At 66.5% G+C, this 26,656-nt stretch carries 28 protein-coding genes; 15 read left to right on the plus strand and 13 right to left on the minus strand.

All coding sequences use genetic code 11. The features are described 5' to 3' along the window. Window positions 1–7: 7 nt before the first annotated feature. From ychF to FGU64_RS07345, 6 genes are all read left to right on the plus strand, one after another. A complete protein-coding gene (ychF, locus tag FGU64_RS07320) occupies window positions 8–1,111 on the plus strand; it encodes a redox-regulated ATPase YchF (RefSeq protein WP_139951825.1) in 1,104 nt (367 codons plus the stop codon). A 79-nt stretch (window positions 1,112–1,190) separates the two neighbouring features. Next, window positions 1,191–1,439 carry a DUF6074 family protein gene (locus FGU64_RS07325; RefSeq protein WP_139951828.1) on the plus strand — a complete coding sequence of 83 codons (249 nt, stop codon included), beginning with the start codon at window positions 1,191–1,193 and terminating at the stop codon, window positions 1,437–1,439. Window positions 1,440–1,587: 148 nt separating this feature from the next. Then, window positions 1,588–1,899 carry a YMGG-like glycine zipper-containing protein gene (locus FGU64_RS07330; RefSeq protein ID WP_136358955.1) on the plus strand — a complete coding sequence of 104 codons (312 nt, stop codon included), beginning with the start codon at window positions 1,588–1,590 and terminating at the stop codon, window positions 1,897–1,899. 139 nt (window positions 1,900–2,038) lie between these two features. Continuing rightward, window positions 2,039–2,500, plus strand: coding sequence for a MaoC family dehydratase (locus FGU64_RS07335; RefSeq protein ID WP_139951831.1), 462 nt, complete (start codon window positions 2,039–2,041; stop codon window positions 2,498–2,500). Then, window positions 2,497–2,961: a MaoC family dehydratase gene (locus tag FGU64_RS07340; protein ID WP_139951834.1), complete on the plus strand. Its 465-nt coding sequence runs from the start codon at window positions 2,497–2,499 to the stop codon at window positions 2,959–2,961. Before FGU64_RS07335 ends, FGU64_RS07340 begins: the two co-directional genes overlap by 4 nt. Before the next feature lie 567 nt (window positions 2,962–3,528). Beyond that, the gene (locus FGU64_RS07345) at window positions 3,529–4,161 is read left to right on the plus strand and encodes a LysE family translocator (protein WP_139951837.1); all 633 of its coding nucleotides are present in this window, start codon (window positions 3,529–3,531) and stop codon (window positions 4,159–4,161) included. 15 nt (window positions 4,162–4,176) lie between these two features. On the opposite strand, the gene FGU64_RS07350 is transcribed toward FGU64_RS07345, so the two are convergent. From FGU64_RS07350 to FGU64_RS07390, 9 genes are all read right to left on the minus strand, one after another. Beyond that, window positions 4,177–4,722 carry an adenine phosphoribosyltransferase gene (locus tag FGU64_RS07350; protein WP_139951840.1) on the minus strand — a complete coding sequence of 182 codons (546 nt, stop codon included), beginning with the start codon at window positions 4,720–4,722 and terminating at the stop codon, window positions 4,177–4,179. 191 nt (window positions 4,723–4,913) lie between these two features. After that, on the minus strand, window positions 4,914–5,792 hold the full coding sequence (locus tag FGU64_RS07355; protein ID WP_139951843.1) for a cytochrome c1: 879 nt from the start codon (window positions 5,790–5,792) through the stop codon (window positions 4,914–4,916). A 22-nt stretch (window positions 5,793–5,814) separates the two neighbouring features. Continuing rightward, entirely contained in the window at window positions 5,815–7,119 is a 1,305-nt protein-coding gene (locus FGU64_RS07360) for a cytochrome b N-terminal domain-containing protein (protein WP_136359119.1), read from the minus strand. A gap of 14 nt (window positions 7,120–7,133) precedes the next feature. Next, complete coding sequence (petA, locus tag FGU64_RS07365) at window positions 7,134–7,637, minus strand: ubiquinol-cytochrome c reductase iron-sulfur subunit (RefSeq protein WP_246671330.1); 504 nt, start codon at window positions 7,635–7,637, stop codon at window positions 7,134–7,136. 322 nt (window positions 7,638–7,959) lie between these two features. Then, window positions 7,960–8,295 carry a DUF6665 family protein gene (locus FGU64_RS07370; RefSeq protein ID WP_139951849.1) on the minus strand — a complete coding sequence of 112 codons (336 nt, stop codon included), beginning with the start codon at window positions 8,293–8,295 and terminating at the stop codon, window positions 7,960–7,962. A gap of 5 nt (window positions 8,296–8,300) precedes the next feature. Continuing rightward, window positions 8,301–10,187 carry an ABC transporter ATP-binding protein gene (locus tag FGU64_RS07375; RefSeq protein WP_139955290.1) on the minus strand — a complete coding sequence of 629 codons (1,887 nt, stop codon included), beginning with the start codon at window positions 10,185–10,187 and terminating at the stop codon, window positions 8,301–8,303. A 10-nt stretch (window positions 10,188–10,197) separates the two neighbouring features. Beyond that, window positions 10,198–10,497: an alkylphosphonate utilization protein gene (locus FGU64_RS07380; protein WP_139951852.1), complete on the minus strand. Its 300-nt coding sequence runs from the start codon at window positions 10,495–10,497 to the stop codon at window positions 10,198–10,200. Between the two features lie 102 nt (window positions 10,498–10,599). Further along, window positions 10,600–12,486, minus strand: coding sequence for an ABC transporter ATP-binding protein (locus FGU64_RS07385; protein WP_139951855.1), 1,887 nt, complete (start codon window positions 12,484–12,486; stop codon window positions 10,600–10,602). 33 nt (window positions 12,487–12,519) lie between these two features. After that, a complete protein-coding gene (locus FGU64_RS07390; protein WP_139951858.1) occupies window positions 12,520–12,879 on the minus strand; it encodes a hypothetical protein in 360 nt (119 codons plus the stop codon). Between the two features lie 441 nt (window positions 12,880–13,320). On the opposite strand from FGU64_RS07390, the gene FGU64_RS07395 reads away from it, so the two are divergent. The 3 genes from FGU64_RS07395 to FGU64_RS07405 all read left to right on the plus strand — a co-directional run bounded on the left by FGU64_RS07395 (window position 13,321) and on the right by FGU64_RS07405 (window position 15,405). After that, window positions 13,321–13,779: a tRNA (cytidine(34)-2'-O)-methyltransferase gene (locus tag FGU64_RS07395; protein ID WP_139951861.1), complete on the plus strand. Its 459-nt coding sequence runs from the start codon at window positions 13,321–13,323 to the stop codon at window positions 13,777–13,779. A 278-nt stretch (window positions 13,780–14,057) separates the two neighbouring features. After that, window positions 14,058–14,510, plus strand: coding sequence for a redox-sensitive transcriptional activator SoxR (gene soxR / locus FGU64_RS07400; RefSeq protein WP_139951864.1), 453 nt, complete (start codon window positions 14,058–14,060; stop codon window positions 14,508–14,510). 133 nt (window positions 14,511–14,643) lie between these two features. Further along, window positions 14,644–15,405: a L,D-transpeptidase gene (locus tag FGU64_RS07405; protein WP_348639786.1), complete on the plus strand. Its 762-nt coding sequence runs from the start codon at window positions 14,644–14,646 to the stop codon at window positions 15,403–15,405. Window positions 15,406–15,426: 21 nt separating this feature from the next. Here FGU64_RS07405 and FGU64_RS07410 read toward each other — a convergent pair whose 3' ends face one another. Next, a complete protein-coding gene (locus FGU64_RS07410) occupies window positions 15,427–15,684 on the minus strand; it encodes a hypothetical protein (RefSeq protein WP_136358979.1) in 258 nt (85 codons plus the stop codon). Between the two features lie 99 nt (window positions 15,685–15,783). Between FGU64_RS07410 and hemF the strand changes: the two genes are divergently transcribed. Together hemF and FGU64_RS07420 are read left to right on the plus strand one after the other, a co-directional pair. Next, window positions 15,784–16,698 (plus strand): oxygen-dependent coproporphyrinogen oxidase, encoded by a 915-nt coding sequence (gene hemF, locus FGU64_RS07415; protein WP_139951867.1) that lies wholly within the window; start codon window positions 15,784–15,786, stop codon window positions 16,696–16,698. Window positions 16,699–16,788: 90 nt separating this feature from the next. Continuing rightward, window positions 16,789–16,974, plus strand: a complete 186-nt coding sequence (locus FGU64_RS07420) for a DUF1059 domain-containing protein (RefSeq protein ID WP_136358983.1) — start codon at window positions 16,789–16,791, stop codon at window positions 16,972–16,974. Between the two features lie 102 nt (window positions 16,975–17,076). On the opposite strand, the gene FGU64_RS07425 is transcribed toward FGU64_RS07420, so the two are convergent. From FGU64_RS07425 to FGU64_RS07435, 3 genes are read right to left on the minus strand one after another with little or no spacing between them, the layout of a single operon-like run. Continuing rightward, a complete protein-coding gene (locus tag FGU64_RS07425) occupies window positions 17,077–18,345 on the minus strand; it encodes a CCA tRNA nucleotidyltransferase (protein ID WP_139951870.1) in 1,269 nt (422 codons plus the stop codon). Continuing rightward, window positions 18,342–18,977, minus strand: a complete 636-nt coding sequence (locus FGU64_RS07430) for a CoA pyrophosphatase (protein WP_139955292.1) — start codon at window positions 18,975–18,977, stop codon at window positions 18,342–18,344. Before FGU64_RS07430 ends, FGU64_RS07425 begins: the two co-directional genes overlap by 4 nt. Continuing rightward, window positions 18,977–19,600, minus strand: coding sequence for a DUF1285 domain-containing protein (locus tag FGU64_RS07435; protein WP_136358987.1), 624 nt, complete (start codon window positions 19,598–19,600; stop codon window positions 18,977–18,979). The genes FGU64_RS07430 and FGU64_RS07435 overlap by 1 nt, the downstream gene beginning before the upstream one ends. Window positions 19,601–19,737: 137 nt before the next feature. Here FGU64_RS07435 and FGU64_RS07440 point away from each other — a divergent pair, with 137 nt between their 5' ends. From FGU64_RS07440 to FGU64_RS07455, 4 genes are read left to right on the plus strand one after another with little or no spacing between them, the layout of a single operon-like run. Continuing rightward, window positions 19,738–20,745: a MoxR family ATPase gene (locus FGU64_RS07440; protein WP_139951873.1), complete on the plus strand. Its 1,008-nt coding sequence runs from the start codon at window positions 19,738–19,740 to the stop codon at window positions 20,743–20,745. After that, window positions 20,742–21,659 (plus strand): DUF58 domain-containing protein, encoded by a 918-nt coding sequence (locus FGU64_RS07445; RefSeq protein WP_139951876.1) that lies wholly within the window; start codon window positions 20,742–20,744, stop codon window positions 21,657–21,659. Before FGU64_RS07440 ends, FGU64_RS07445 begins: the two co-directional genes overlap by 4 nt. Then, on the plus strand, window positions 21,656–24,472 hold the full coding sequence (locus FGU64_RS07450; protein WP_139951878.1) for a DUF4159 domain-containing protein: 2,817 nt from the start codon (window positions 21,656–21,658) through the stop codon (window positions 24,470–24,472). The genes FGU64_RS07445 and FGU64_RS07450 overlap by 4 nt, the downstream gene beginning before the upstream one ends. A gap of 1 nt (window position 24,473) precedes the next feature. Then, the gene (locus FGU64_RS07455; protein WP_139951881.1) at window positions 24,474–26,552 is read left to right on the plus strand and encodes a hypothetical protein; all 2,079 of its coding nucleotides are present in this window, start codon (window positions 24,474–24,476) and stop codon (window positions 26,550–26,552) included. Window positions 26,553–26,656: the final 104 nt, after the last annotated feature.

The raw sequence follows: 26,656 nt of genomic DNA on the forward strand, positions 1-26,656 counted from the left end.
TATCATCATGGGTTTCAAATGCGGCATCGTCGGCCTGCCGAATGTCGGCAAGTCGACGCTCTTCAATGCCTTGACGCGCACCGCCGCCGCACAGGCCGCCAACTATCCCTTCTGCACCATCGAGCCGAACACCGGCGAGGTCGCCGTGCCCGACCCGCGCCTGCGCAAGATCGCGGCGGTCGCCAAGTCCAAGGAGATCATCCCCACCCGCATCTCCTTCGTCGACATCGCCGGCCTGGTGCGCGGCGCCTCGAAAGGCGAGGGCCTCGGCAACCAGTTCCTCGCCAACATCCGCGAGGTCGACGCCATCGTGCATGTGCTGCGCTGTTTCGAGGACGACGACATCACCCATGTCGAGGGCCGCATCGATCCCGTCGCCGATGCCGAGACGGTCGAGACCGAACTGATGCTGGCCGACCTCGAAAGCCTCGACCGCCGCATCGTCCAGATCCGTAAGCGCGCGCAGGGCAAGGACAAGGAAGCGACGGCCGCCCTGCCGATGATGGAGAAGGCCCTGGCGCTGCTGCAGGAAGGCAAGCCGACCCGCGTGCTCCTGAACGGCATCGATCCCGAGGACCTGAAGGCGCTGCAAGGGCTGAACCTGCTCACCTCGCATCCCGTCCTTTATGTCTGCAACGTCGCCGAGGCGGACGCCGCCACCGGCAACGCCCACACCGAGGCGGTGGAGAAGATGGCGGCAGCGCAGGGCGCCCGCACGGTCGTCATCTCGGCCGCCATCGAGGCGGAAGTCGCCCAGCTTCCCGACGATGAGGAACACGAATTCCTCGCCGCCATGGGGCTGGAGGAACCGGGCCTGGACAGGCTGATCCGTGCCGGCTACGAGCTGCTGCACCTCATCACCTATTTCACCGCCGGGCCGAAGGAGACGCGCGCCTGGACGATCGAGAAGGGCACCAAGGCGCCGCAGGCGGCCGGCGTCATCCATTCCGATTTCGAGCGCGGCTTCATCCGCGCCCAGACCATCGCCTATGACGACTTCGTCACGCTGGGCGGCGAAGTGGCGGCCAAGGAAGCCGGCAAGGCGCGCGACGAAGGCAAGGAATATGTCGTGCAGGACGGCGACGTGCTGCTATTCAAGTTCAACACCTGATTTCGACGCACGCCTGCTCGCGGCAAGGACGGCGATCGAATTTACCGCTGCTCAACGATTGCCGGCGATCTTGCCGCGTATGGCAAAAGTGATTCCTTTCCCGATCCGCGCACGGCAAGACCTGATCCGATCAATGGTCGACGGACTGGAGTGCATCCATGGCGCAGCCGCCAACGCGTTCTGGCGGCAGCGGATCGGTGAAATCGTCTCTGACATGAAGGCCAAGGGGGTCGAGGTGGACGCCATCGGCCGGGCGATCCACGAGTTGCAGCATGGCATCCACGCGGAACTGCAAAAACGCGCCCTCGCCCAAGGCGCGACGGGATAGTGCCAACCGGTCGATAGCCGGACGCTGGCCCGCTGCGGCCTGTCCGGCGACGGCGCTGCCGCCCCGGCGTTTTCAGCCGCGCCCATCTTCCGCCGTAATGGCGCTGCAATTGACCGCTCAAGGGACATCAAAGGAGAGGATCCGAGATATGAAAGCCAATCGATTGATCGTCGCGGCCCTCGCCGCCCTGACGCTGGCGGGCTGCCAGACGGAATCGCAGCAGCGGGCCGGCACCGGCGCGCTGATCGGTGGCGCCGGCGGCGCGCTGGTCGGCCAGGCCATCGGCGGCAACACCGAAAGCACGCTGATCGGCGCCGCCGGCGGCGCGCTGCTGGGTGCCGTGGTCGGCTCGTCCACCGCCCCGAAGCGGCGCGGCGAGGAAATGTGCCGCTACCGCGACCGCCGCGGCCGCGAATACGTCGCGCCCTGCGACGATCGCTACTACAACGGCGACTACTGACCTGAACGCGCCGGAGGCACCCCGCCTCCGGCGCTCCTCGTCTCGGCCACCAAACTTTTGGACCAGCCCCGGCATCGTCTTGTTCCGGGCGCCGCCAGGGTTCATGGTGATCGTACAGTCTTGAACAGGATTGCACGGCATGCCGAAGACATGGAGCTATGACGATTTCGTCGAGGGCGCCTGCCTCGACCTCGGCTCGAAGCGCGTGACGGCCGAGGAGATCGTCGCCTTCGCCTCCGAATTCGATCCGCAGCCGATGCATCTGGACGAGGAGGCCGGGCGCGCCAGCATTCTCGGCGGCCTTTCGGCGTCCGGCTGGCACACCTGCGCCATGTTCATGCGCATGCTGTGCGACGCTTTCCTGCTGGATTCGACCTCGCAGGGATCGCCGGGCATCGATTCCGTCAAATGGAAAAATCCCGTGCTGGCCGGCGATACGCTGAGCGGCCGGGTCACCATACGCGCCAAGCGCATGTCGAAATCCCGGCCCGGCCTCGGCTTCGTCAGCATGCGCAGCGAACTGACCAACCAGCGCGGCGAAACCGTGTTCGAACTGGAGAACAGCGGCATGTTCCTGACACGGGAGGCGGCGGGTCGATGAGCCTGGACGACTTCTTCCGCATCGGCGTCACCGTGCCGATCGGCTCCCACAGGTTCGAACCTGAAGCGATCGTCGCCTTTGCCGGCAAATACGACCCGCAGCCGTTCCACCTCAGCGAGGAAACGGCAAAGGGCAGCGTGTTCGGCAGGCTTTGCGCCTCCGGCTGGCATACGGCCGCCGCCTGGATGAAATGCAATCTTGCCGCCCGCATCGGGATGGGGCCGTGGGACGGCACCGGACCGGCGCCGGAATTCGGCCCCTCGCCCGGTTTCAGCAACCTGAAATGGCTGAAGCCGGTCTATGCCGGCGAAACGGTCTCCTACACCCGCACCGCCATCGGTCACCGAGCCCTCGCCTCGCGCCCCGGCTGGCGCATACTGACGCTGCACGGCGAAGGTTTCGATTCCACCGGCGACAAGGTGATCGAGTTCGACAGCGCCGTGCTGGTGAAAACCGGATAGCCGCTCCGGCACGCTTCATCGCTGCCACGCTGCCTTTCGGCCCTGGCCATTGTCAAAGAACGGACCTCGTTGGGTCGAGGTCGGGAAGCGGGCGCGGGTGCCTGCTAAGTTAAATAGTGGCGCGGCATCCCGCGCCCGCCGGTGTCTTGCCTCCTCGAGGGGTGAGGAGCAGTCCGCAAGGCGGACGAAAAGCCCCCGAATGGGCTTTTCGAGCGACGAACACCCCGAGCCGTAGCGAGGGGCCGCCACAGCCAGGGACCCGTTGCCTGCGGCAACTCCCTGGCGTTCGAAACCTTTGAAAGGCCCACCGGACCTTTCAATTTGCTGCGCAAACCGGCTTCTCACCCCGGTTCGCGACCCGCGTTCCCGCACAGGAGATGGCGGCAAGTATGGAGCGGGTGGAAAGGACGGGATAGATTTTCTTCGCAAAAAAGCGATGGCGCCCCCGCGCCGCTGCATAAGGGTCATTGTCCTGACGCCATGATGTCAGTAGCGATGGGATATCGGGTGGCGCGGAACTGCGGTGCAAGGCATTCCGCCACCAGGAACCATCCGACAGGATTATCGATGTACGCCGCAGCCCTCTGGCTCTATTTCGTCCTGCTGGTCGGCATCATCGTCGTGCCGGGCATGGACATGTTCTTCGTGCTGGCCAATGCGCTGACGGGCGGCCGCCAGGCGGGACTGGCCGCAACCGCCGGCATCATGCTCGGCGGCGTCTGCCACACGCTGTTCGGCACAGTCTTCGTCGTCGGCCTGTCCAATGTCGTGCCTGTCCTTTCTAAGGCTATGCTGGTCGTCGGCTCGCTCTATATGGCCTGGATCGGCGTTTCGCTGCTGCGCTCCACCATCGAGGTTCACTCGGTCGGAACCGCGGCGCGTCGCCCGCCGGCTACGGTTTTCCTGCAAGGCCTGCTGACCTGCATCCTCAACCCGAAGGCTTGGCTGTTCGTGCTTGCCGTCTTCCCTCAGTTCATGAAGCCGGAATACGGCCCCATCGGACTCCAGGCCCTTGTCATGGGAACCATGACCGTCACGGTGCAGTTGGCGGTCTATGGCGGATTGGCGCTGGCGGCGGGACAAAGCCGTGAGGCACTGACCGGCCATCCGGCGGCGACGGTCCTGCTCGGCCGCGGCGCCGGCGCCCTTCTGGTCGCGGCCGCAGGCTTCGCCCTTTGGGAGGCGTTGCGGGCGGCCTGATACGCTGGGCCGGTTTCAGTGTCCCTCGAAGCCGATCAGCACGTGCACCGGCACGCCGAGCGCTTCCAGCTTGGCACGGCCGCCGAGATCCGGCAGGTCGATGACGAAGCAGGCGGCGATGATGTCGGCGCCGATCTGCCTGAGCAGCTTCACCGCCGCCTCCGCCGTGCCGCCGGTGGCGATCAGGTCGTCGATGAGGATCACCTTCTCGCCCGGAGCCACGCCGTCCTTGTGCATCTCCATCTCGTCCAACCCGTATTCCAGGCTGTAGGCGACGCGCACGGTCTCGTGCGGCAGCTTGCCCTTCTTGCGGATCGGCACGAAGCCGGCGGACAGCTGATGCGCCACCGCGCCGCCGAGGATGAAGCCGCGCGCCTCGATACCGGCGATCTTGTCCACCTTCTGCCCGGCATAGGGATGCACCAGCTCGTCGACGGCGCGGCGGAAGGCACGCGCATTGCCGAGCAGCGTGGTGATGTCGCGAAACAGGATGCCGGGCTTCGGATAGTCCGGGATCGTGCGGATCGCGGCAAGCAGCGTGTCTTCGAGCGTGGATTTCATCAGCGGCGTCTCGTTGCCCGACAGTTTTGCCGGCTCCATCGGTAAAAGAAAAGGGCGAAGTTCGGGTTCATCAAGGTGAATTGAAGGGCACGGCCGATCGTTCAGGTGGGTAGGGCATCCGAGGCCGTAGCCGAGAGCCGAACATCAAAAAGGGCGCCGGAGGCGCCCTTTGTCGAAGCGATCCGCGCCGCTCAGTGTGCGACGTCGGCCCAGACCTTGCGCTTGGTCAGGTACATCAGCCCGCCGAACAGCAGCATGAAGATGACCACGCGGAAGCCGGTCTTCTTGCGGTCTTCCATGTGCGGCTCGGCCGCCCACATCAGGAAGGCCGAAACGTCGCGCGAATACTGCTCGACCGTCTGCGGCGAGCCGTCGCTGTAGGTCACCTGATCGTCCGACAGGGGCTTGGGCATCTTCAAGGATACGCCCGCATTGAAATACGGGTTGTAGTGCGTGCCCTCGGGGATGACCATGCCGGCCGGCGGCTGCTCATCGTAACCGGTGAGCAGCGAATGGATGTAGTCCGGGCCGCTCTCGGCATACTGGGTGAAGATGTCGAAGATGAACTGCGGGAAGCCGCGCTCGATGCCGCGCGCCTTGGCCAGCAGCGACATGTCCGGCGGCGCCGCGCCCCCGTTGCCGGCCGCCGCGGCCTGCTCGTTCGGGAACGGTGAAGGGAAGTAATCGGACGGCTTGCCCGGCCGGTCGAACATGTCGCCGTCGTCGTTGGGGCCGTCATGGATGGTGTATTCGGCGGCCAGCGACTTGATCTGCGCCTCGTTGTAGCCGAGGTCTTCAAGGGTGCGGAAGGCCACCATGTGCATCGAATGGCAGGCCGAGCACACTTCCTTGTAGACCTGGAAGCCGCGCTGCAGCTGCGCCTTGTCGTAGGTGCCGAACGGCCCGGCGAAGGACCACGACATCTCCTTCGGTTCCTTGATCGGGAAGTGCGTCGGGTTGGCCTCGCTGTGACCTTCGGTCTTGGCGGGCTCCTGCTCCTGCGCGATCACGGCTGCGGCGCCGGCCAGGACAAGGCCGGCCGCGGCGAGCGAGACGAGTATCTTTTTCATGCGAAGTCCCCTGCTCTCTCGCTCAGCCCTTGGTTTCCGGCGCCGCCGTGGCGCCCGCCGGATGCCCGCTGCCCGAGCCCTTGTTCTTCTCCAGCACCGCCTCGGTGATCGAATTGGGCAGGCGCCGCGGCGTCTCGATGAGACCCAGCACCGGCATGACGATCAGGAAGAAGGCGAAGTAGAACAGCGTGGCAAGCTGCGCCATCAGCACGTAGGAGCCTTCCGCCGGACGGGAGCCCAGCCAGCCGAGCAGGATGGCGTCGGCCGCGAACAGCCAGAAGAACAGCTTGTACCAGGGCCGGTAGACGGCCGAGCGCACCTTGGACGTGTCGAGCCACGGCACCACGAACAGCACCGCGATGGCACCGAACATGGCCAGCACGCCGCCGAGCTTGGAGTTGATCGGCCCGATGTTGAAGGTGATGGCACGCAGGATGGCGTAGAACGGCAGGAAGTACCATTCCGGCACGATGTGCGCGGGCGTCTTCAGCGGGTTGGCGATCGTGTAGTTGTCCGGGTGGCCGAGATAGTTCGGCAGGTAGAAGACGAAATAGGCGTAGACCAGCAGGAACACCACCATGCCCATCGCGTCCTTGATGGTCGCATAGGGCGTGAAGGGAACGGTGTCGGTCTTCGACTTCACCTCGATGCCGGTCGGGTTGTTCTGGCCGGTGACGTGCAGCGCCCAGACGTGCAGCACCACGACGCCGGCGATCATGAACGGCAGCAGGTAGTGCAGCGCGAAGAAACGGTTCAGCGTCGGGTTATCGACGGCGAAGCCGCCGAGCAGGAGCTGCTGGATCCAGTCGCCGACCAGCGGAATGGCGGTGAAGAAGCCGGTGATGACGGTGGCGCCCCAGAAGGACATCTGGCCCCACGGCAGCACGTAGCCCATGAAGCCGGTCGCCATCATCAACAGGTAGATGATGCAGCCGAGGATCCACAGAAGCTCGCGCGGCGCCTTGTAGGAGCCGTAATAGAGGCCGCGGAAGATATGGATATAGACGGCAACGAAGAAGAACGACGCGCCGTTGGAGTGCAGGTAGCGCAGCAACCAGCCGTGGTTGACGTCGCGCATGATCTTCTCGACCGAATCGAAGGCGAGCCCCGTATCGTCGGTATAGTGCATGGCGAGCACGATACCCGTGAGGATCTGCGCCACCAGCATGACCGACAGGATGCCGCCGAACGCCCAGAAGTAGTTCAGGTTACGCGGCACCGGATAGGCGATGAAGCTGTTGTAGACGAGCCTCGGCAGCGGCATGCGGGCGTCGACCCAGCGGCCGATGCCGGTCTTCGGCGTGTAGGTGGAGTGTCCCTCGTGCATCATGTCCCCCTGCCTCAGCCGATGCGGATCTTGGTATCGGAGATGAATGAAAAGACCGGCACGGCCATATTCTCCGGCGCAGGCCCGTGGCGGATGCGCCCGGCGGTATCGTAGACCGAACCGTGGCACGGGCAGAACCAGCCGCCGTACTCGCCTTGCTGGCCGAGTGGGATGCAGCCGAGATGCGTGCACACGCCCACCATCACCAGCCAGTTTTCCTTGTCCTTGCCCGCCGAGCGGTCGATGTCGGCGGCGGTGGCGTCGGCGGGAAGGTTGGCGTTGCGGGCCAGCGGGTCCTTCAGCTCTTCCAGCTTGACGTCCTGTGCCGCCTTGACCTCTTCGGGCGTGCGGTTGCGCACGAAAACGGGCTTGCCGCGCCACTTCACCGTCAGCGACATGCCCGGCGTCAGCGACGAGACGTCGACCTCGACGGTCGACAGCGCCAGCGTCGAGGCGTCCGGGCGCATCTGGTCGATGAACGGCCAGGCGACGCTGGCCGCGCCCACCACGCCGGCCATGCCGGTGGCGATGTAAAGAAAATCACGGCGATTGGGATCGTGTGTGTCGTCGGTTGCGCTCACGGGTGCCTGGTCCTTTCGCCTCTTCCGTGCCGCAGGGCGAGTCCTTGTCCCCACTCGCATGCCAGCCCGACAGCGCATGGCAACAGGCTAGCGAATTCCTCCGGCATTTGGATTTCGGTTTATGCGTGACGACTGTTTTTGTCCAGACGGGTGAAGCAACCATGGCAGATTGTCGCAAGGCTTTTGCGCCCTGGCCCATTCTGCCGGGCATGGCAACGCCTTTTCCACGGTTTTGACGGGTGCAAAGGCAGCCGCGGCGCTATTTCGCGCCGAGCCTCACCAGCACCTCGCGCGGAATGCCGAGTTCGCGGATCACTGCATCGTGGCGGCGCAGGCCGCACAGTTCGCGCTGGATGAAGAAGGCGTAGACGGCTTCGGCCGCATCCTTGAGCAGTTCCCTGCGCCGCGAATCGGTTGCGGGCGTTTGCCCGTCCGCACCGTCATGCTCACGCAGGCGAGCCAGGCATGTCGCGGCTCGCTCGCCCGCGCGACCGAGCGCCGACGCCTTCTCCGCCAGGATCTCGTGGCCGAGCGCGTCGAACAGGACTTCCGAGACGGAAGCGTTGCCGAAGTTGGAGGGCGGCCTGACCGACATCGCACCTATTCCGCCGGACGCGTCTCTTCCAGCGCGCTTTCCTCGTTGAACAGGAAGCCGCCCGACTGGCGCTTCCACAGCCTTGCATAGAGCCCGTCCAGCGCCACCAGTTCCTCGTGCGTGCCTTCTTCCACGATGCGCCCCTCGTCCAGCACCACCAGCCTATCGAGCATGGCGATGGTGGAAAGCCTGTGCGCGATGGCGATGACGGTCTTGTCCTGCATCAGCGCGTGCAGGTTTTCCTGGATCGCCGCCTCGACGTCGGAATCGAGTGCCGAAGTCGCCTCGTCGAGCACCAGGATCGGCGCGTCCTTCAAGAAGACGCGGGCGATCGCCACGCGCTGTCGCTGGCCGCCGGAAAGCTTGACGCCGCGCTCGCCGACATAGGCGTCGTAGCCGGCACGGTCCTTGTTGTCGCGCAGGCCGAGGATGAACTCGTGCGCTTCGGCCCGGCGCGCCGCCGCCATCACTTCGCGGTCGGTGGCGTCGGGCTTGCCCAACCGGATATTGTCGCGCAGCGAGCGGTGGAAAAGGGCGGTGTCCTGGCTGACCACTCCGATGGCGCCGCGCAGCGACGTCTGCGTGACCTTGGCCACGTCCTGCCCGTCGATGCGGATTTCACCGCCCTCGAGGTCGTAGAGGCGAAGGATCAGGTTCACCAGCGTCGTCTTGCCGGCGCCGGAGGGACCGACCAGCCCGACCTTTTCGCCCGGCCGGATGGTCAGGTCGATGCCGTCCAGCACGCCGCCGCCCTTGCCGTAGTGGAAGACGACGCCGTCCATGTCGATCCGCCCGCCACTTACGGCCAGGTCCTTCGCATCCGGCGCGTCGGTCAGGCCGAGCGGCTGCGAGATCAGCGCCTTGGAGTTTTCCAGCACGCCGAGATTGCGCAGGATGCCGTTCAACTGCATCATCAGCCGGCCGAGCAGCATGTTGAGGCGCAGCACCAGCGACAGCGTGAAGGCCACCGCGCCGACGGTGATCGCGCCTTCCACCCACAGGTCCACGGCAAAGCAGGCGATGACGGTGATCATGACGCCCGACAGTGCCGTCAGCGCGATCCGCACGCCGGTCAGCCGCCGGGTGAAGGGCCTGAGCGCGCCGAGATAGATGTCGAAGCCCGAGCGGATGTAGCGGTCGTCGCCGTCGGCCGAGAACAGCTTCAGCGTCTGGATGTTGGAATAGGAATCGACGATGCGGCCGTTGATCATCGAGCCCGCCTCGGCGGTCGCCTCCGCGTGCTTGCGGATCGACGGCAGGTAGAATTTCGCCAGCCAGCCGAAGGCCGCGATCCAGATCACCACCAGCGCCGCCAGCCGCCAGTCCAGCCCAGCCACCAGCGCCAGCGTGGTGACGGTGTAGACGATCATGAACCAGACGACCTCGATGAAGCTTTCCATCAGGTCGCCGGTCGCCTGCCCTGCCTGCCACACCTTGGTGGCGATGCGGCCGGCGAAATCGTTCTGGAAGAAGGCGTAGGACTGCCGCGACACATGCCGGTGCGCCTGCCAGCGCACAAGGTTGAAGAAGCCCGGCACGATGGTCTGCTCGTCCACCAGCGCCGACAGGCCGACGATAATCGTGCGGACGACGAGCACGACCACGATCATGAAGACCAGTTCCCGGCCGGCCGCGTTCCACAGCGCCTCCCAGTTCCGCTCGCCGGCGGGCAACTGGTCGAGGATATCGACCAGCCGGCCGACGAAATAGAACAGCCCCGCCTCCACCAGCGGCGCGATGCCGCCGATGACCAGCATGGCGAAGAAAGCGAGCCGCGCCTGCCCGACATAATGCCAGATGAAGCCGGCGACGCTGGACGGCGGACGCAGGTTCGCCGGTTCGCGGAACGGCGAAACCCAGTCCTCGAAGCGGCGATAGAGGGGATCGAGCAGGCTCACGGGCTCAGCGCTTGCGCACGAACTCGGTGCGCAGGACCAGTCCCTTGATCGCTTCGTGCCGGCAATCGATCTCATCGGGATCGTCGGTCAGGCGGATGGACTTGATGACGGTGCCCTGCTTGAGCGTCTGCGTGGTCCCCTTCACCTTGAGATCCTTGATGAGCGTGACGGAATCGCCGTCGGCCAGCACGTTGCCGGCCGAATCCCGCACGGTCGCCGGAGCGGCATCTTGCGCTCCCGCAAGATCCGATGCGGGAAGCCATTCGCCGCTGGCCTCGTCATACACGTACTCGTCGCCGGTCATACGAACTCCTGAATCTTGCGGTTCTGCCGTCTTCTTCGGTAGCACAAATGCGGCCGGAACAAGGACATAGCGGTCCGGTTGCGCCGAACAAGGGCCGATCCCTCACTCCGCCGCTTCCTCCGCCACCTCCAGCTTCATTCGCGCCGCCGGCTCGTGCGGGTCGTCGTGCAGCAGGAAGCCGCCGGACTGGCGTTGCCAGAGCTGTGCGTAGAGGCCGCCCAGCGCGATCAGCTCATCGTGCGTGCCCTCCTCGATGATGCGGCCTCGGTCCATGACGATCAGCCGGTCCATCGCCGCAATCGTTGAGAGCCGGTGGGCGATGGCGATGACGGTCTTGCCCTGCATCAGCCTGTAGAGGTTCTCCTGGATCGCCGCCTCGACCTCCGAATCGAGCGCCGAGGTCGCTTCGTCGAGGATGAGGATCGGCGCGTCCTTCAGCATGACGCGGGCGATGGCGATGCGCTGCCGCTGGCCGCCCGACAGCTTGACGCCGCGTTCGCCGACATGCGCGTCGAAGCCCGTTCGGCCCTTGGCGTCGGCCAGCCCGTCGATGAAGCCGGAAGCTTCCGCCCGCCGCACCGCCTCGACCATGGCATCCTCGCCGGCGTCGGGGCGGCCGTAGAGCACGTTGTCGCGCACCGAGCGGTGCAGCAGCGAGGTGTCCTGCGTGACCATGCCGATCGCCGCGCGCAGCGAATCCTGCGTGACGCCGGCGATGTCCTGCCCGTCGATCAGGATGCGCCCGCCCTCCACGTCGTAGAAGCGGAGCAGAAGGTTGACCAGCGTCGACTTGCCGGCTCCCGAGCGGCCGACGATGCCGACCTTCTCGCCCGGACGAATGGTCAACGCCAGGTCGTCCAGCACGCCCTTGCCCTTGCCGTAGTGGAAGCGCACGGCGTCGAAGCGGATCTCGCCCTTGTCGACGGCGATGGGACGCGCGTCGGGCCGGTCCTCGACCAGACGCGGCAGCGAGATCGAGGCAATGCCATCCTGCACCGTGCCGATGTTCTCGAACAGGGCCGACACCTCCCACATGATCCATTGCGACATGCCGTAGAGGCGCAGCACAAGGCCGACGGCCACCGCCACCGCCCCGACCGTCACCGCTTCCTCCAGCCACAGGCCGATCGCCAGCGCGCCGACGCCGAGAAGAAGAGCCGAATTCAGCGCATAGACGACGATGTAGAACTGGCTGATCAGCCGCCCCTGCGCATAGGCCGTCCGCATGAAGTCGGCCATGCCCTCGCGGGCATAGTGGGATTCGCGCCGGCCATGCGAGAACAGCTTGACGGTCTGGATGTTGGTGTAGCTGTCGACGATGCGTCCCGTCATCACCGAGCGCGCGTCGGCCTGCGCCTGCGAAACCGAGCCCAGCCGCGGGACGAAGTAGCGCAAGGCCACCAGATAGCCGACGAGCCACAGCGCCATCGGCGCCGCCAGCCGCCAGTCGGACGAGCCGACGATGACGAGGATGCCGATGAAATAGACGATGACGTAGTTCAGCACCTCGGCGAACTTGATCACCGTCTCGCGCACGGCGAGCGCGGTCTGCATCAGCTTCGTGGCGATGCGGCCGGCGAACTCGTCCTGGTAGAAGGCCATCGACTGCTTGATCAGGTAGCGGTGCACCTGCCAGCGGATGCGCATCGGATAGTTGCCGAACAGCGTCTGATAGGTGTTGAGCGACGACAGCAGCACCGCGCCCGGCAGGAAGACGGCGACCACCAGCACCATGCCGGCCAGCTTCCACCATTCCGTTTGCAGGAACGTCTCGCGGTTCTGCGCCGACAGCCAGTCGACGATGTGGCCGAGGAAGCCGAACATCCACACTTCCATGATGGCGATCAGCGCCATCAGCACGGCTGCCAGAAGCACGAACGGCCAGGCCGGCCTGGTGAAATGCCAGCAGAAGGCCAGAAGCGTGCGCGGCGGCTCGACCGGCTCCGCGGCCGGAAACGGGTCGAGTCGCTTTTCAAACCAAGAAAACATCGTCCTGCTCATTGTGTCCGCGCCGGCGCCCGCTCAGGCCGCCCGCGCATGAATTACGTCACGACCAGCCGCCCCGGACGAATCGTCCGGGGCGGCTGGTCTGTCCCGGCCAATATAGGAGACCGGCGGCGTTTCGCCGACCTCTGGCCCAAGCGCTTCGGCGCCGTTGCCGCCGCGCCGGATCAGCCGCACGAGCCGCCTGACCAGCGAGGGCCGGCTGTAGTCCGGCACGGCGCGGGAAAAATCGACGTCCGGCAGCATGCCGCGATGCGGCCGGCGGCGGGCTTCGGCATGCGCGGCGGACGAGTGCGTTTCGCCGATCAGCAGCGCCCAGGTCGCCAGTTTGCGTTCGTGCAGGCTCCGCGAGCCTGGTATTTTACAGGGATCGAACATCGGTCCGTCCTCCAGTGAAAAAGATGAATGAAACGGTGGCTGCGCATGCCCGGCGCCAGGGAAAGCGCAGGACGATGGCCGCAACGGAAACGCTTTGGACGGGGCACGGCGCCCCTTGGACAGATAGAAAAACATGGCAGGAATCCTTCGAAACCGGGATCAGGTCTCGGCGGAATCCGCGTCGCGCGTGCTCAGGAACTCAAAAAGAAAGCGTCGAACCGGTTTCCGCCGTCTAGGCGGCGAGCCCAAATCTTGGACGGAGCCAAGCGGAAGGGCGGTGGATATCTACGGTCATCATGTGTTCCATGCCGTCCTCCTTCGGTTCGAGTTGACAATGGGCGCCTCATACACGCATTCGCGGGTGATGACCATACGGAAGCCCGCCACTCCTGACAGCCACCGACGCCCTGTGGCCGATCTGCCACGCCAGAGCACGCGGACATGAAGCGCGATATCCGCATCGCCCTCTACCAGCCCGATATCGCCGGCAACACCGGCACCATCCTGCGTTTCGCCGCCTGCATGGGACTGGCCGTCGATATCGTCGAGCCCGCCGGCTTCGACCTCTCTGACCGCAACCTGAGGCGCGCCGGCATGGACTATCTCGAAATGGCGGCCCTGACCCGGCACGTCGACTGGGACGGCTTCGAGCAATGGCGGCTCGACGCGGGTCACAGGCTGGTGCTTCTTACCACCGCGGCCACCCTGCCCTATACGGCCTTCGCCTTCGCCGAAGGCGACGCGCTGCTGTTCGGCCGCGAATCCGCAGGCGCGCCGGACAAGGTCCATGAAGCGGCGGATGCGCGATTGCTGATCCCGATGCCCGGCGGCGGGCGCAGCCTCAACGTCGCGCTGTCGGTCGCCATGGTCGCCGGCGAAGCGATGCGGCAGGTCGGCTAAAGCATTTTGCAGCCAGACGGAATCGTCTGGCGTCGCACAAATGCGACTAAAACAAAGAGATAGATCGTTGCGCCGTTTCCGTGAAACGGTGAAACGATCTAGCTCCGCCGCCTCACATACGAAGAAGCCAAACCCTTCCAGCCTCGCGAAGGCGGGTCCGTATTCTTGATGGCGGTCGTGTCGCGGCATGGCGCCCTCCCCGGTTGTCGAGTGAAGGCTTCTTCGATAAAACCTCAACTTACATTGAGGTCAAGCGGAAATCCGGAAGGCGAAAACCATTGGCAATCGCGAAGGAACTGACGGTCGGACAGGTGGCGATGCGCGCCGGCGTCGCGGTCTCGGCCCTGCACTTCTACGAGGCGCGCGGCCTGATCCGCTCGCATCGCACTGCCGGCAACCAGCGCCGCTACGGCCGCGATGTGCTGCGCCGCGTCGCCATCATCCGCATCGCGCAGGAGGTCGGCATCTCGCTGGCCGACATCGCTGCTGCCCTCGATTCGCTGCCTGAAGGCCGCACGCCGACGCGGGCCGATTGGAATCTGCTTTCAAGCGCCTGGCGCGACGACCTCGACCGTCGCATCAACCAGTTGAAGAAGCTGCGCGACGGGCTGACCGACTGCATCGGCTGCGGCTGCATGTCGATCGACCGCTGCCCGCTCAGGAACCGCGAGGACCGGCTGGCGAAACAGGGAGCCGGCGCAAGACGCCTGCTCGTCAAGCCGGCAAGCTGACCGGAGGCTTTGCCTGCCGCCTCGCCTGCTCGGAAAGGAACCGCAGCGCCACAGCCTGTTGCATTCGCGCCACAGCGCCGAACTTTGGCCGCTTCCGGCGCCGGTTGAACACACGCCGGCCCGGATTGAGGCTATGAGCGGCCTGACCGGCGGCTTGCCGCTTCAACTCTCGCTTTCACAGTATCCGTTCTCAAAAATGACGTTCCAGTTTTCCCGCCGCTCGATCCTGATCGGCACATCCCTCGTCGGGGCCTCCGCATTGGCGGGCTGCACCAGCGTTCCGGCCCCCTCCCTGCAAGCCGAGGCAGCGCCGCGCTTCCCGCCGCCGCCCGCCCTGCCCGAACCTCCTCCGCCGAGCGACCACGCAGCGATGTACGCGGCGGTGGAAGACGGCGGCTACGCGCTGCCGGCGATCCCTTACACCAAGGTGGACGCCCGTTTCCTGCGCCAGACGGTGCCGAACCCGACCGGCGAGCCGGCAGGCACACTGGTCGTCAACACCACCGAAAAATTCCTCTATTTCGTGCAGAAGGACGGGACGGCGCGGCGCTACGGCGTCGGCCTCGGCCGCCAGGGCTATTCCTGGAAGGGCCGCGCCGTGGTGCAGTGGAAGCGCAAATGGCCGACATGGACCCCGCCGGACGCCATGATCAAGCGCGACCCCAAGCTTGAGAAATGGCGACAGGGCATGCCGCCCGGACTGGACAACCCGCTCGGTTCGCGCGCGCTCTATATCTTCAAGGACGGGCAGGACACGCTCTACCGCATCCATGGATCGCCCCAATGGCGCACCATCGGCAAGTCGGCATCGTCCGGCTGCGTGCGCATGTTCAACCAGGATGTGATGGATCTCTACGAGCGCGTGCCAAGCAAGACGCCCTTGCTCGTCATCTGAGCGCGGCGGCCTTCGCCGCGCTCAATCCGCCGCCGGCAGCCGCCGTATGGTGAACTCGATGACGTCGCCCGGCCGTTCGAACCAGCTCTCGATCTCGGTCCAGTAGGCCTGCTTCGGCCAGCGCTCGAACCATTCCCTGGCTTTCCGCCGCGCGTCGGTGCGCGGCAGCACGAAGGTCTCGCGCAGGAAGCCGTCGCGCGGCATGCGCGCCTTCTCGGCGCGGCTGCGATCGAGCCGCTTCTTCAGGTCGTTCAGCGGTGGACGTGCCGGAGTACGCACGAAAGAACTCCTTGACCTGTCTCAAAGACAGACTAGGGATCGCGCCCGCAAAAGACGAGTCATTTGTCGGGCATGGGGTCCGAGCGCGGAGAACCTGTTTTGGAACGACCGGACATTGAGGCGGGCTTGCCCGCCGACATCGAAAGCAAGAAGGCGACGGCGAAAGCCTGGTTCGAGGCCCTGCGCGACCGCATATGCGCGGCGTTCGAAGAGACCGAGGACGCATTGTCCGGGCCGCAGGCTTCGTGGGAACCCGGCCGCTTCGACAAAACCCCCTGGCTGCGCGACGAGGGCACCGGCGGTGGCGGCACCATGTCGGTCATGCACGGCCGCGTGTTCGAAAAGGTCGGCGTGCATACGTCCACCGTCCATGGCGAGTTCTCGCCCGAATTCCGCAAGCAGATCCCCGGCGCCGAGGAAGACCCGCGTTTCTGGGCCAGCGGCATCTCGCTGATCGCTCATCCGTGGAATCCGAACGTGCCGGCCGTGCACATGAACACCCGCATGGTGGCCACCACGCGCCACTGGTTCGGCGGCGGCGCCGATCTGACGCCGGTGCTCGACCGGCGCCGCACGCAGGACGATCCCGACAGCCTCGCCTTCCATCGCGCCATGCGCTTCGCTTGCGAGAAGAACGCGGCCGTCGCCGACTACGACCGCTTCAAGACCTGGTGCGACGAGTATTTCTTCCTGCCCCACCGCAACGAGCCGCGCGGCATCGGCGGCATCTTCTTCGACTGGCAGCATTCGCCCGACGACAGGGGCGGCTGGGATGCCGACTTCGCCTTCGTGCAGGATGTCGGCCGCGCCTTCCTGGTCGTCTACCAGCATCTTCTGCGCGCCAACCTCGACACCAACTGGACCGACGCCGACCGCGAGGAGCAGTTGGTGCGGCGCGGCCGCTACGCCGAGTTCAACCTGCTCTACGACCGAGGCACAATTTTCGGCCTGAAGACCGGCGGCAACGTCGCCTCCATCCTGTCGTCGCTGCCCCCGGCGGCGAAATGGCCGTGACGATCACGATTCGCCCTTCGGCGATTTCCGATGCAACCTCGTCCGCCCTTTCGTGTTAAGCTGGGCCAGAACGAGGAAAGGAGGAAAGCCATGAAGGAATTTTACTGTGGCTCGCTCGTCCCCGGCTGCGAGTGGCATACGCGCGCGGAGGACGAGGCCGAGGTCATGCGCCGTGCCGTGGAGCACATGCGCGAGACCCATGGCGAAACCATCATCCGCGAGACGATGATCGAAGCGATCCGCTCGCGCATCGAGAAAGCGCGCGACGCGGCGTAAGCGTCACAAACCCTTTCCTTCTCCCCGTTAACGGGGAGAAGGCGGCGCACGCCCCACAAATAAATAGAAAATTACTTCAATGATTTAGGCGAAAAACCGGAATCAGTTTCCGATCTCGCTTCGTGCGCGTTCCAGCAACACTTCCCGGCCGAGCGCAAAACCCGATTCGATCCACACAGTCTCCAGCGCCTTGAGCATTTCGCCGAGTTTCGGCCCCGACGCCATGCCGAGCGCGGCAAGGTCCGCGCCCTTCAGCGGAAACACCGGCCGCTGCCATTTTCCAGCGAAGGCGAGCAGCCGCGACAGCCCGCCGGCCTCCATCATCGCGGCGTCGTCTCCGGCGGCGCGTGCCCGCGCGGCGGCGAGCGACAGGCGCAGGCGGTCCTCGATGCCGCGCGGATCGCCGCGATAGAGCGCCTTGGCCAGCACCGTTTCCGTCGTCGTGGCGGCGACGGGCTCGGTCAACGCCCAGCGCTGCAGGCGGTTCGATTCGGCCGTGGACAATTTCAGGCGCTCGGCCAGCGCCTTCATGCGTGCCGCGTCCGGCGGCACCGTCGCTTCGAGCCTGAGCAACGCGTCCGGCATCCAGCCGAGATCATGCTCCGTCCTGATCAGGCCGTGAATGGCGTCAATGCCCCACTTCTCGCTTTCCGGCAGGATGCGCGAGAGCACGCCGGCCTGCCGCGCCCACAACAGCGCGCGCGACGGGTCGGGCGCTGACAGCAGTTTCTTCAATTCCATCCAGACGCGTTCGGCCGACAGCCGGTCGAGCCCGTCCTTCAGCCGCGCGCAGGCCTTCAGGCCCTCGGCGTCGGGCCGGCCGTCGCCGTACCAGGCGAAGAAGCGGAAGAAACGCAGGATGCGCAGGAAATCTTCGCGAATGCGTGCCTCCGCATCGCCGATGAAGCGCAGTCGCCTTGCTTCCAGGTCTGCCACGCCACCGACGAGGTCGATCACCGTGCCGTCGGCCTCGGCATAGAGCGCGTTGATGGTGAAGTCGCGGCGCTCGGCATCCGCCGTCCAGTCGCGCCCGAAGGACACTTTCGCGTGCCGCCCGTCCGTTTCGACATCGGCGCGCAGCGTCGTTATCTCGAACGGGTGCCCTCCGGCCACCACCGTCACCGTGCCGTGCTCGATGCCGGTCGGCACCACCTTGAACCCCGCCGCCTCCGCGCGCCGCACGGTTTCCTCGGGCAAGGTCGTGGTGGCGATGTCGACATCCGCCACCTTCTGGCCGAGCAGCGCGTTGCGCACCGCGCCGCCGGCGATGCGCGCCTGTTCGCCGCCTTCGCACAGCACCGCCAGCAGGTGTTGCAGGTGCCTGTCCCGCAGCCAGTCGGCCTTGCCGGCGATCGAGATCGGCGCGCTCACGCGTAAAGCCTTTCATACAGCGTGCGGATGATGCCGGCCGTCACGCCCCAGATGCGGTTGCCGCCATAGGGCATCTCGTAGAAGAACCATTCGAGATCGTTCCAGAACCGGCTGTCGCGGCGATGGTTGGCAGGGTCCATGAGAAAGGAAAGCGGCACCTCGAAGGCGGTGTCCACCTCGTCGGGATTGAGATGAAGATGGAAGCCGGGCCTGACCACCGACAGCACCGGGGCGATGCGGTAGCCGGTGCCCGAAACGTAATCCGGCATACGGCCGATCACGTCGACGAATCCCGATTCCAGCCCGACCTCCTCGTCGGCCTCGCGCAAAGCCGCCGCTGCCGGCGAGACATCCGTGGCGTCGATCCGCCCGCCCGGAAAAGCCACCTGGCCGGTATGGCTGCGCAGCGTCTCGGCGCGTTTCGTCAACAGAAGCGTCGCCTCGGCGCCGCGATCGACCACCGGGATCAGCACGGCCGCATCGACCAGCGGCCCGTCGCGCAGGTAAAGCCGCGGATGGCCGGGGTTGAAACGATGGTCACCGTAGAGCTCGGACATGTCGAACGCCTGCTCGCGCGCCGCGCGGGCGCGGAAATCCTCAGCCGAGAACGGCGTGGCGGCCTTCTGGTCCATCACGCGCTCAGCCTCGCCAGCCGCTCGGCCGGCATGATCGGAAAGACCGCGCCGCGCGAGCGCACGGCAAACATCGCCGTTCCGTCCACGTCGATCTCCTCGCCGTGGCCGACCAGCTCGTACATCACCGGCCGCGCCACCAGCGCCTCCAGCCGGCCGCGCACCAGGACATACGGCTTCAGGCCGCCCGTCTCGGCCTCGTCGACGAAGCGCAGCGGATGGTCCGGCCCCGCCTCGACCACGTCGCCGACATTGGTGCGGAAGGTGACGACCTGCTCGTCGCCCTGGCCGGAGACGTTGACTTCCACCGCGACGAACGGCGCGTCGACGACGCGGATGCCGACCCGCTCCACCGGCGTCACCAGATAGGTGTTGCCGTCCTCGTCCTTGCGCAGCACGGTGGAGAAAAGCTGCACCAGCGGCGCCCGGCCGATCGGCGTGCCCATGTAGAACCAGGTGCCGTCCGGCCTGATTTCCATGTCGATGTCGCCGCAGAACGGCGGATTCCAGCGCTCCACCGGCGGCAGGCCCTTGCCGGCGCGCGCCGCGCGCGAAATCAGCGCTTCCAGCCCGCGCGCATCGGCGGCGGCGGTCAGGCTGTCATTGTCCTGTCGATCGGCCATCGTCACGAAATAGTCACTGTTGACGCGCTTGTCAGCCGGGGTCCGTGATTTAAGTTCTGCGGTAAACTAAGGTCCATTGTGGAGCCGAGCGGAGCCGATTCGCAGACAGGCGCAAACCAAAACGAGGTTGATGCTGGATGAGCGTTATCGTCAAGGAAAGCCCGATCAGCGAAAAAGACATGGTGGCCGAGGCCGAGCGGGCGTTGGCCGACATTTCGCGCATCCGCGACGGCGTCGGCCGCGTCATCTTCGGCCAGGAAAGCGTGGTGGAACGCACGCTGGTGGCGCTGCTGGCCGGCGGCCACGCGCTGCTGGTCGGCGTGCCTGGACTGGCCAAGACCAAGCTGGTGGAGACGCTGGGCATCGTGCTGGGGCTCGACGCCCGCCGCATCCAGTTCACGCCGGACCTGATGCCGTCCGACATCCTCGGCTCCGAGGTGATGGAGCAGGACGAAACAGGCAAGCGGTCCTTCCGCTTCATCCGCGGGCCGATCTTCGCGCAGCTCCTGATGGCCGACGAGATCAACCGCGCCTCGCCGCGCACGCAGTCGGCGCTGCTGCAATCCATGCAGGAATACCACGTCACCGTCGCCGGCGCCCGTCACGACCTTCCTTCGCCCTTCCATGTGCTCGCCACCCAGAACCCGCTGGAGCAGGAAGGCACCTATCCGCTGCCCGAAGCGCAACTCGACCGTTTCCTGATGCAGGTCGACATCCTTTATCCCGACATCGAGGCCGAGCGGCGCATCCTGCTCGAAACCACCGGTGTCGACGAAGCCAAGGCGCTCAACGTCGTGCAGCCCGAGCGGCTGAAGGAAATCCAGACGCTGATCCGGCGTATGCCGATGCCCGAAAGCGTCGTCGAGGCGATCCTTGCGCTGGTCCGCTCGGCGCGCCCCGGCCAGGGGCATGAGGAGACCGACAAGCACGTCGCCTGGGGCCCCGGCCCGCGCGCCAGCCAGGCGCTGACGCTGTGCGCCCGCGCCCGCGCCCTCTACGACGGACGCCTCGCCCCTTCCATCGACGACGTGCGCGCGCTGGCCGAACCGGTGTTGCAGCACCGCATGGCGCTGACGTTTGCCGCGCGCGCCGAAGGCATGAGCGTGCGCGACGTCGTGGCGAAACTTGTGAAAGGCCTTGGATGACCCGTATCGGCGAGGCGCAGGCACCGGTCGCTGTCCGCGACGCGCTCGCCCGTGGCCGGCAGCGGGCCGCCTATGTGCCGGACCTGCTGGTCGAGGCGCGCCGCATCGTCAACACCGTGATTTCCGGCTGGCACGGCCGTCGCAAGCAGGGCATCGGCGAGAATTTCTGGCAGTTCCGGCCCTATTCCGAGGGTGAATCGGTCAGTCGCATCGACTGGCGCCGCTCCGCCCGCGACGACCATACCTATGTGCGCGACCGCGAATGGGAGGCCGCCCACACGGTCTGGCTGTGGGCTGACCCCTCGCCCTCGATGCTCTACAAATCCGCCGGCGCCGGCGTTTCCAAGGAATCGCGCGCGCTGGTGCTCGCGCTGGCCCTGGCCGAGCTTCTGTCGCGTTCAGGCGAACGCATCGCCTGGCCGGGTCTCACCGATCCCTTCACCAGCCGCAACGGCGCCGAGCGCATCGCAGCCCACCTGATGCATGCCGCCGCATTGCCTGCGCGGCCCGACCTTTCCGCCATCCGCCGTTTCTCCGACGTGGTGCTGGTCTCGGATTTCCTCGACCCGGCCGAGGAAACCATCGCCTGGCTGGACGTGCTCGCCCGTCACGGCGCCCGCGCCCACCTGATCGAGATCGCCGACCCGGCCGAGGAGAATTTCCCCTATGCCGGCCGGACCGAATTCACCGATCCCGAGACCGGCGAAAAGCTGACCGCCGGCCGTGCCGAACGGCTGGCCGACGACTATCGCGCCCTCTATCGCGCCCGCCGCGCCGAACTGGCCGGCTGGTGCAAGCGGTTGGGCTGGAGTTTCACCACCAACCACACCGACCGGCTGGCCTCGGACGCGCTGGTGCGCGTGCACATGGCGATGGGCGACGACGGCGGCTACGGCGGGAAGGTCGTGGCATGAGCTGGCTGCCGCTCTCCTTCGGGGCACCGATGGTGCTGTGGGGGTTGATCGCCCTGCCGGTGATCTGGTGGCTGCTCAGGCTCACGCCGCCGCGCCCGCAGACGGAAGTATTCCCGCCGCTGAAGATCCTCGCGCGCGTGCTGCGCCGCGAGGAAACGCCGCAGCAGAGCCCCTGGTGGCTCACGCTGCTGCGCCTGTTGCTGGCCGCGCTGGTCATCGCCGCCCTGGCGGAGCCCGTCTGGAATCCGCGCGAAAAACTGCCGACCGGCGGGGCGGCCCTTGCGCTGGTCATCGACAACGACTGGGCTGCTGCCCCCGACTGGGACAAGCGCGTCGCCACCGCCGAACGGCTCGTCAACGACGCCGATCAGACCGGCGTGCCTGTGGTGATCGCCTTCACGGCCGAGAAGCCGAATGCCGAGATCGGTCCTTTCGACGCCGCCGGCGCCCTCGACAAATTGCGCGCTACCAAGCCGCGCCCGATCCCGACCGACCGGCCGGCCGTCTTCGCCCGCGTCGCCGAAGCGCTGAAAAGCCTGCCTGGCGCCAGCGTCGCGGTGCTGGCCGACGGGCTGGCGGCGAAAGACGACGAGGCGGCCTTCCGCGCGCTGCTGGGCGAGAACGTCGGCCATGTCCTGTGGGCGGTGCCGGACCGCATCGCGGCCATCGGCCTCACCGCCACCGAAAACGACGTGGACGGCTTCCGCCTGACCGCCATCCGCGCGCCGGGCGATCCGGCGCCCGCGCAGGCAACGGCCGGCGCCTTCGACGACAAGGGCCGCCGCATCGCCGACGCGACGCTGACCTTCGGCCCCGGCGAGACGGTGGCCACCGGCGACATGAAGGTGCCGTTCGAACTGCGCAACGACTTCTCCTCCGTCGCGCTCGACGGCGAGCGGCAGGCGGCGGCCGTGCGCGTGCTGGACGAGAACTCGAAGCGCCGCCGCGTCGGCCTCCTGTCGCAGACCGAGGCCGACCAGGCGCAACCGCTGCTCTCGCCGCTCTATTACATCCGCCGTGCGCTCTCGCCTTTCGCCGATCTGGTCGAGCCGTCGAATGCCGATCTGGCCGACGCCATCCCGCAGATCCTCGACCAGAAGCCGGCGATGATCGTCATGGCCGACATCGGCACCATTCCAGAGCAGGTGCGGCCACGGTTGACAGAATGGGTGGAGAACGGCGGCACGCTGCTGCGCTTCGCCGGGGCGCGGATGGCCGCCGCCAGCGGCGACGACGACCTTTTGCCGGTGCGCCTGCGTACCGGCGAGCGCAACCTCGGCGGCGCCTTGTCGTGGACGACGCCGCAGCCGGTGGCGGAATTCCCCAAGACCGGCCCCTTCGGCGACCTGACGCCGCCCAACGAGGTGACCGTCTCACGTCAGGTGCTGGCCGAGCCGGCGCCCGACATCGTCGACCGCACCTGGGCCAACCTCGCCGACGGCACGCCGCTGGTCACGGGCCTGAAGAAGGGCAAGGGCACGCTGGTGCTGTTCCACATCACGCCCGAAGCGACCTGGTCGAACCTGCCGATCTCCGGCTCCTTCGTCGAGATGCTGCGCCGCATCGTGCAGCTGTCGCACAACCAGGGCAGCATCGCCGCCCCCGCCGGGCAGGCGGCGGCAGCAGCCCTTGCCCCCTACCGCATGATCGATGCCGGCGGCACGCTGGTGCCGCCGATGCCGGACGCGCGCCCGCTGACGCCCGCCGCGAACGCGCCCGTCACGCTGGAGAATCCGCCCGGCCTCTACGGTTCCGAGGCCGGCGTCGTCGCCCACAACCTGCTTGCAGCCGATGCGACGTTCGCCCCGCTGGCGCGGCCCGCCTTTTCCGTGCCGGTGACCGACGTCCGCTACGCCTTCGACGAGCAGCAGCATCTGAAGGGTCCGCTGGTGGCCGCCGCTCTGGCACTGCTGCTCTTCGACACGCTGGCGGTGTTCTGGATGGGCGGCGTCTTTGCCCGCCGCCGTCGCGCCGCAGCAGTGACGACGGCAGCGCTTGCCCTCGTCGGCCTCTGCCTGTTCGGCGCCGTCGATCCCGTCCGCGCCGACGATTCGAAGCCGGGCGACGACGCGGCCATCGCGGCGGTGGAAAAAACCCGGCTCGCCTACGTTCTGACCGGCGTGCCGGGCGACGATTCCATCAGCCGCGCCGGGCTCGAAGGCCTGACCCGCTTCCTCGTCGAGAAGACCGCGCTGGAGCCGGGCGAACCGGCCGGAGTCGACATCGACAAGGATGAACTTGCCTTCTACCCGCTGATCTACTGGCCGATCGACCCGGCAGCGCCCATGCCCGACCAGACGGCCATCGCCCGCATCGACGCCTACATGAAGCAGGGCGGCACGGTGCTGTTCGACACCCGCGACCAGTATTCCACCGGTCTCGATGCCGGCTCCTCAAGCCCGGCCACGGAGCGGCTGCGCGATATCCTTGCCAACCTCAACGTGCCGCCGCTGGAACCGGTGCCGGCCGACCATGTGCTGACCAAATCCTTCTACATCCTCCCCGAGTTCCCCGGCCGCTTCAACGGCAGCCCGCTGTGGGTGGAAGCCTCCCTCGACGCTTCCAACGCCGACAACCGGCCGGTGCGCACCGGCGACGGCGTGACGCCGATCATGATCACCGCCAACGACTTCGCCGGCGCCTGGGCCGTCGACGCCAACGGCGACCCGCTGCTGCCGACCGTGCCCCCGGACCCTGAGCAACGCGTCTACGCGCTGCGTGCCGGCGTCAACATCGTCATGTACATGCTGACCGGCAACTACAAGTCCGACCAGGTGCATGTGCCCATCCTGCTGGAAAGGCTGGGGCAGTAGGATGAACTGGTCCGTCTCCTTCGAACCGCTGTTCTCCTGGCCGCTGGTGGTCGCCGGGCTGGTGCCGCTGGCCCTGCTGGCGCTGGTCGGCCTTTGGCTGCGCCAGCGCGGCGCCTGGTTCCGGCTAGCGGCCCTTGCAGCGCTGGCGCTGGCGTTGATAAATCCCGTCTTCCTCGACGAGCAGCGCGAGCCGCTGAAAAGTGTCGTCGCCGTGGTGGTGGATCACAGCCAGAGCCAGGACATCGGTGACCGTGCCAAACAGACCGACGAGGCGCTTGCCGGCCTGAAGCAACGGCTGGCGCGCTTCCCGCAATTCGACGTGCGCGTGGTGGAAGCCGGCAAGGCCGAAGCCGCCGAGGACCGCACGGAAACGCGCCTGTTCTCAGCCCTCAATGGCGCCTTCCGTGACGTGCCGCCGTCGCGTATCGGCGGCGCGGTGATGATCACCGACGGCCAGGTGCACGATGCCCCCGCCGGTACGCCGGAGTTCGCCGCCCCGCTGCACGCACTGATAACCGGCCACCAGCAGGAAAAGGACCGCCGCATCCGCTTCGAGAAGGCGCCGCGCTTCGGCCTCGTCGGCAAGCCGCTCGACATAACCTACCGCGTCATCGCCTCGGACGGCGAGAGCGGACCGGTCGAGGTGCGCGTCTCAGTCAACGGCGAGCAGGTGGCGGTCGAGCGCGCCTTCATCGGCCAGGAAATGCCCCTGCAGGTGACGGTACCGAATGCCGGCCGCAACATCATTGAACTCGCCATCCCGAAAGAGCAAGGCGAACTCACAGAGGCCAACAACCGGGCGATCGCCCTGGTCGATGGCATCCGCGAGAACCTGCGCGTGCTGCTGGTTTCCGGCGAGCCGCATGCCGGCGAGCGCACCTGGCGCAACCTGTTGAAATCCGACGCCTCGGTCGACCTCGTCCACTTCACCATTCTCAGGCCGCCGGAAAAGCAGGACGGCACGCCGATCAACGAGCTGTCGCTGATCGCCTTTCCGACGCGCGAGCTGTTCGTGGAGAAGATCGACCAGTTCGATCTTATCATCTTCGACCGCTACCAGCACCGCGACGTGCTGCCGATCCTCTACTACGACTACATCGCCGAATATGTCGAAAAGGGCGGCGCATTGCTGATCGCGGCCGGGCCGGAATATGCCGGCCAGCAGACGATTGCCCGTACACCGCTGATGTCGGCGCTGCCGGCGCTTCCCGACGGCAACGTCATCGACAAGGCCTTCTATCCACGCCTGACCGACCTCGGCAAACGCCATCCGGTGACGCGCGGCCTCGACGGCTCGGCCAGCGAACCGCCGCACTGGAGCCGCTGGTTCCGCACCATCGGCGTCGAGAACCCGGAAGGCGAAGTGGTCATGAAGGGCGCCGACGACCGGCCGCTGCTTCTTCTCGACCGCAAGGGCGAGGGCCGCGTCGGCATGCTGCTCTCCGACCAAGGCTGGCTGTGGGCGCGCGGCTACGAGGGCGGCGGCCCGCATGTGCAGCTCTACCGCCGCATCGCCCATTGGCTGATGAAGGAACCGGAACTGGAGGAGGAGCGGCTGACCGCCGACGGCCGCGGCATGGTGCTGGAAGTGCGCCGCCAGACGATGAGCGACGATCCGGGTGCCGCGCAAGTCATCACGCCGTCCGGCAAGGCGCTGACGGTGAAGCTTGCGCAATCCGAGCCCGGCGTCTTCACCGGCTCGGTGGAGGTGCCCGAAATCGGCCTCTATCAGGTTGCCAACGGCGATCTCACCGCACTTGCCCATGTCGGCCCGGTCAATGCGCCGGAATTCGCCGACGTCGTCTCGACCGGCAATAGGCTGAGACCTGCCGCCAATGCGACAGGCGGCAGCGTGCGCCGTCTGGCGCGCGAGGGCCTGACCGGCAGTTCCGTCGCGCTGCCCGCCATCGTGCCCGTGCGCGCGGCGGCGCAAGCCTCCGGCGACGACTGGATTGGGCTGAGGACCACCGACGACAGCGTGCTGAAAGCGGTCAGCCGCGTGCCCCTGTTCGGCGGCTTCCTCGGCCTCGGCCTCCTGCTGCTGGCGCTCGGCTCGATGTGGTACAGGGAAGGCAGGTAGGGGAATAGGTGAGTAAGGCAGTAGGGGAATAGGGCTGCGAACTGATCGTATGTCGCTATTCAAGAGCGAAAATCACTTCCGCATTGATTCCCTTATTCCCCTAC

Source organism: Mesorhizobium sp. 8, from assembly GCF_006351905.1.
GTDB classification, from domain to species: domain Bacteria; phylum Pseudomonadota; class Alphaproteobacteria; order Rhizobiales; family Rhizobiaceae; genus Mesorhizobium; species Mesorhizobium composti.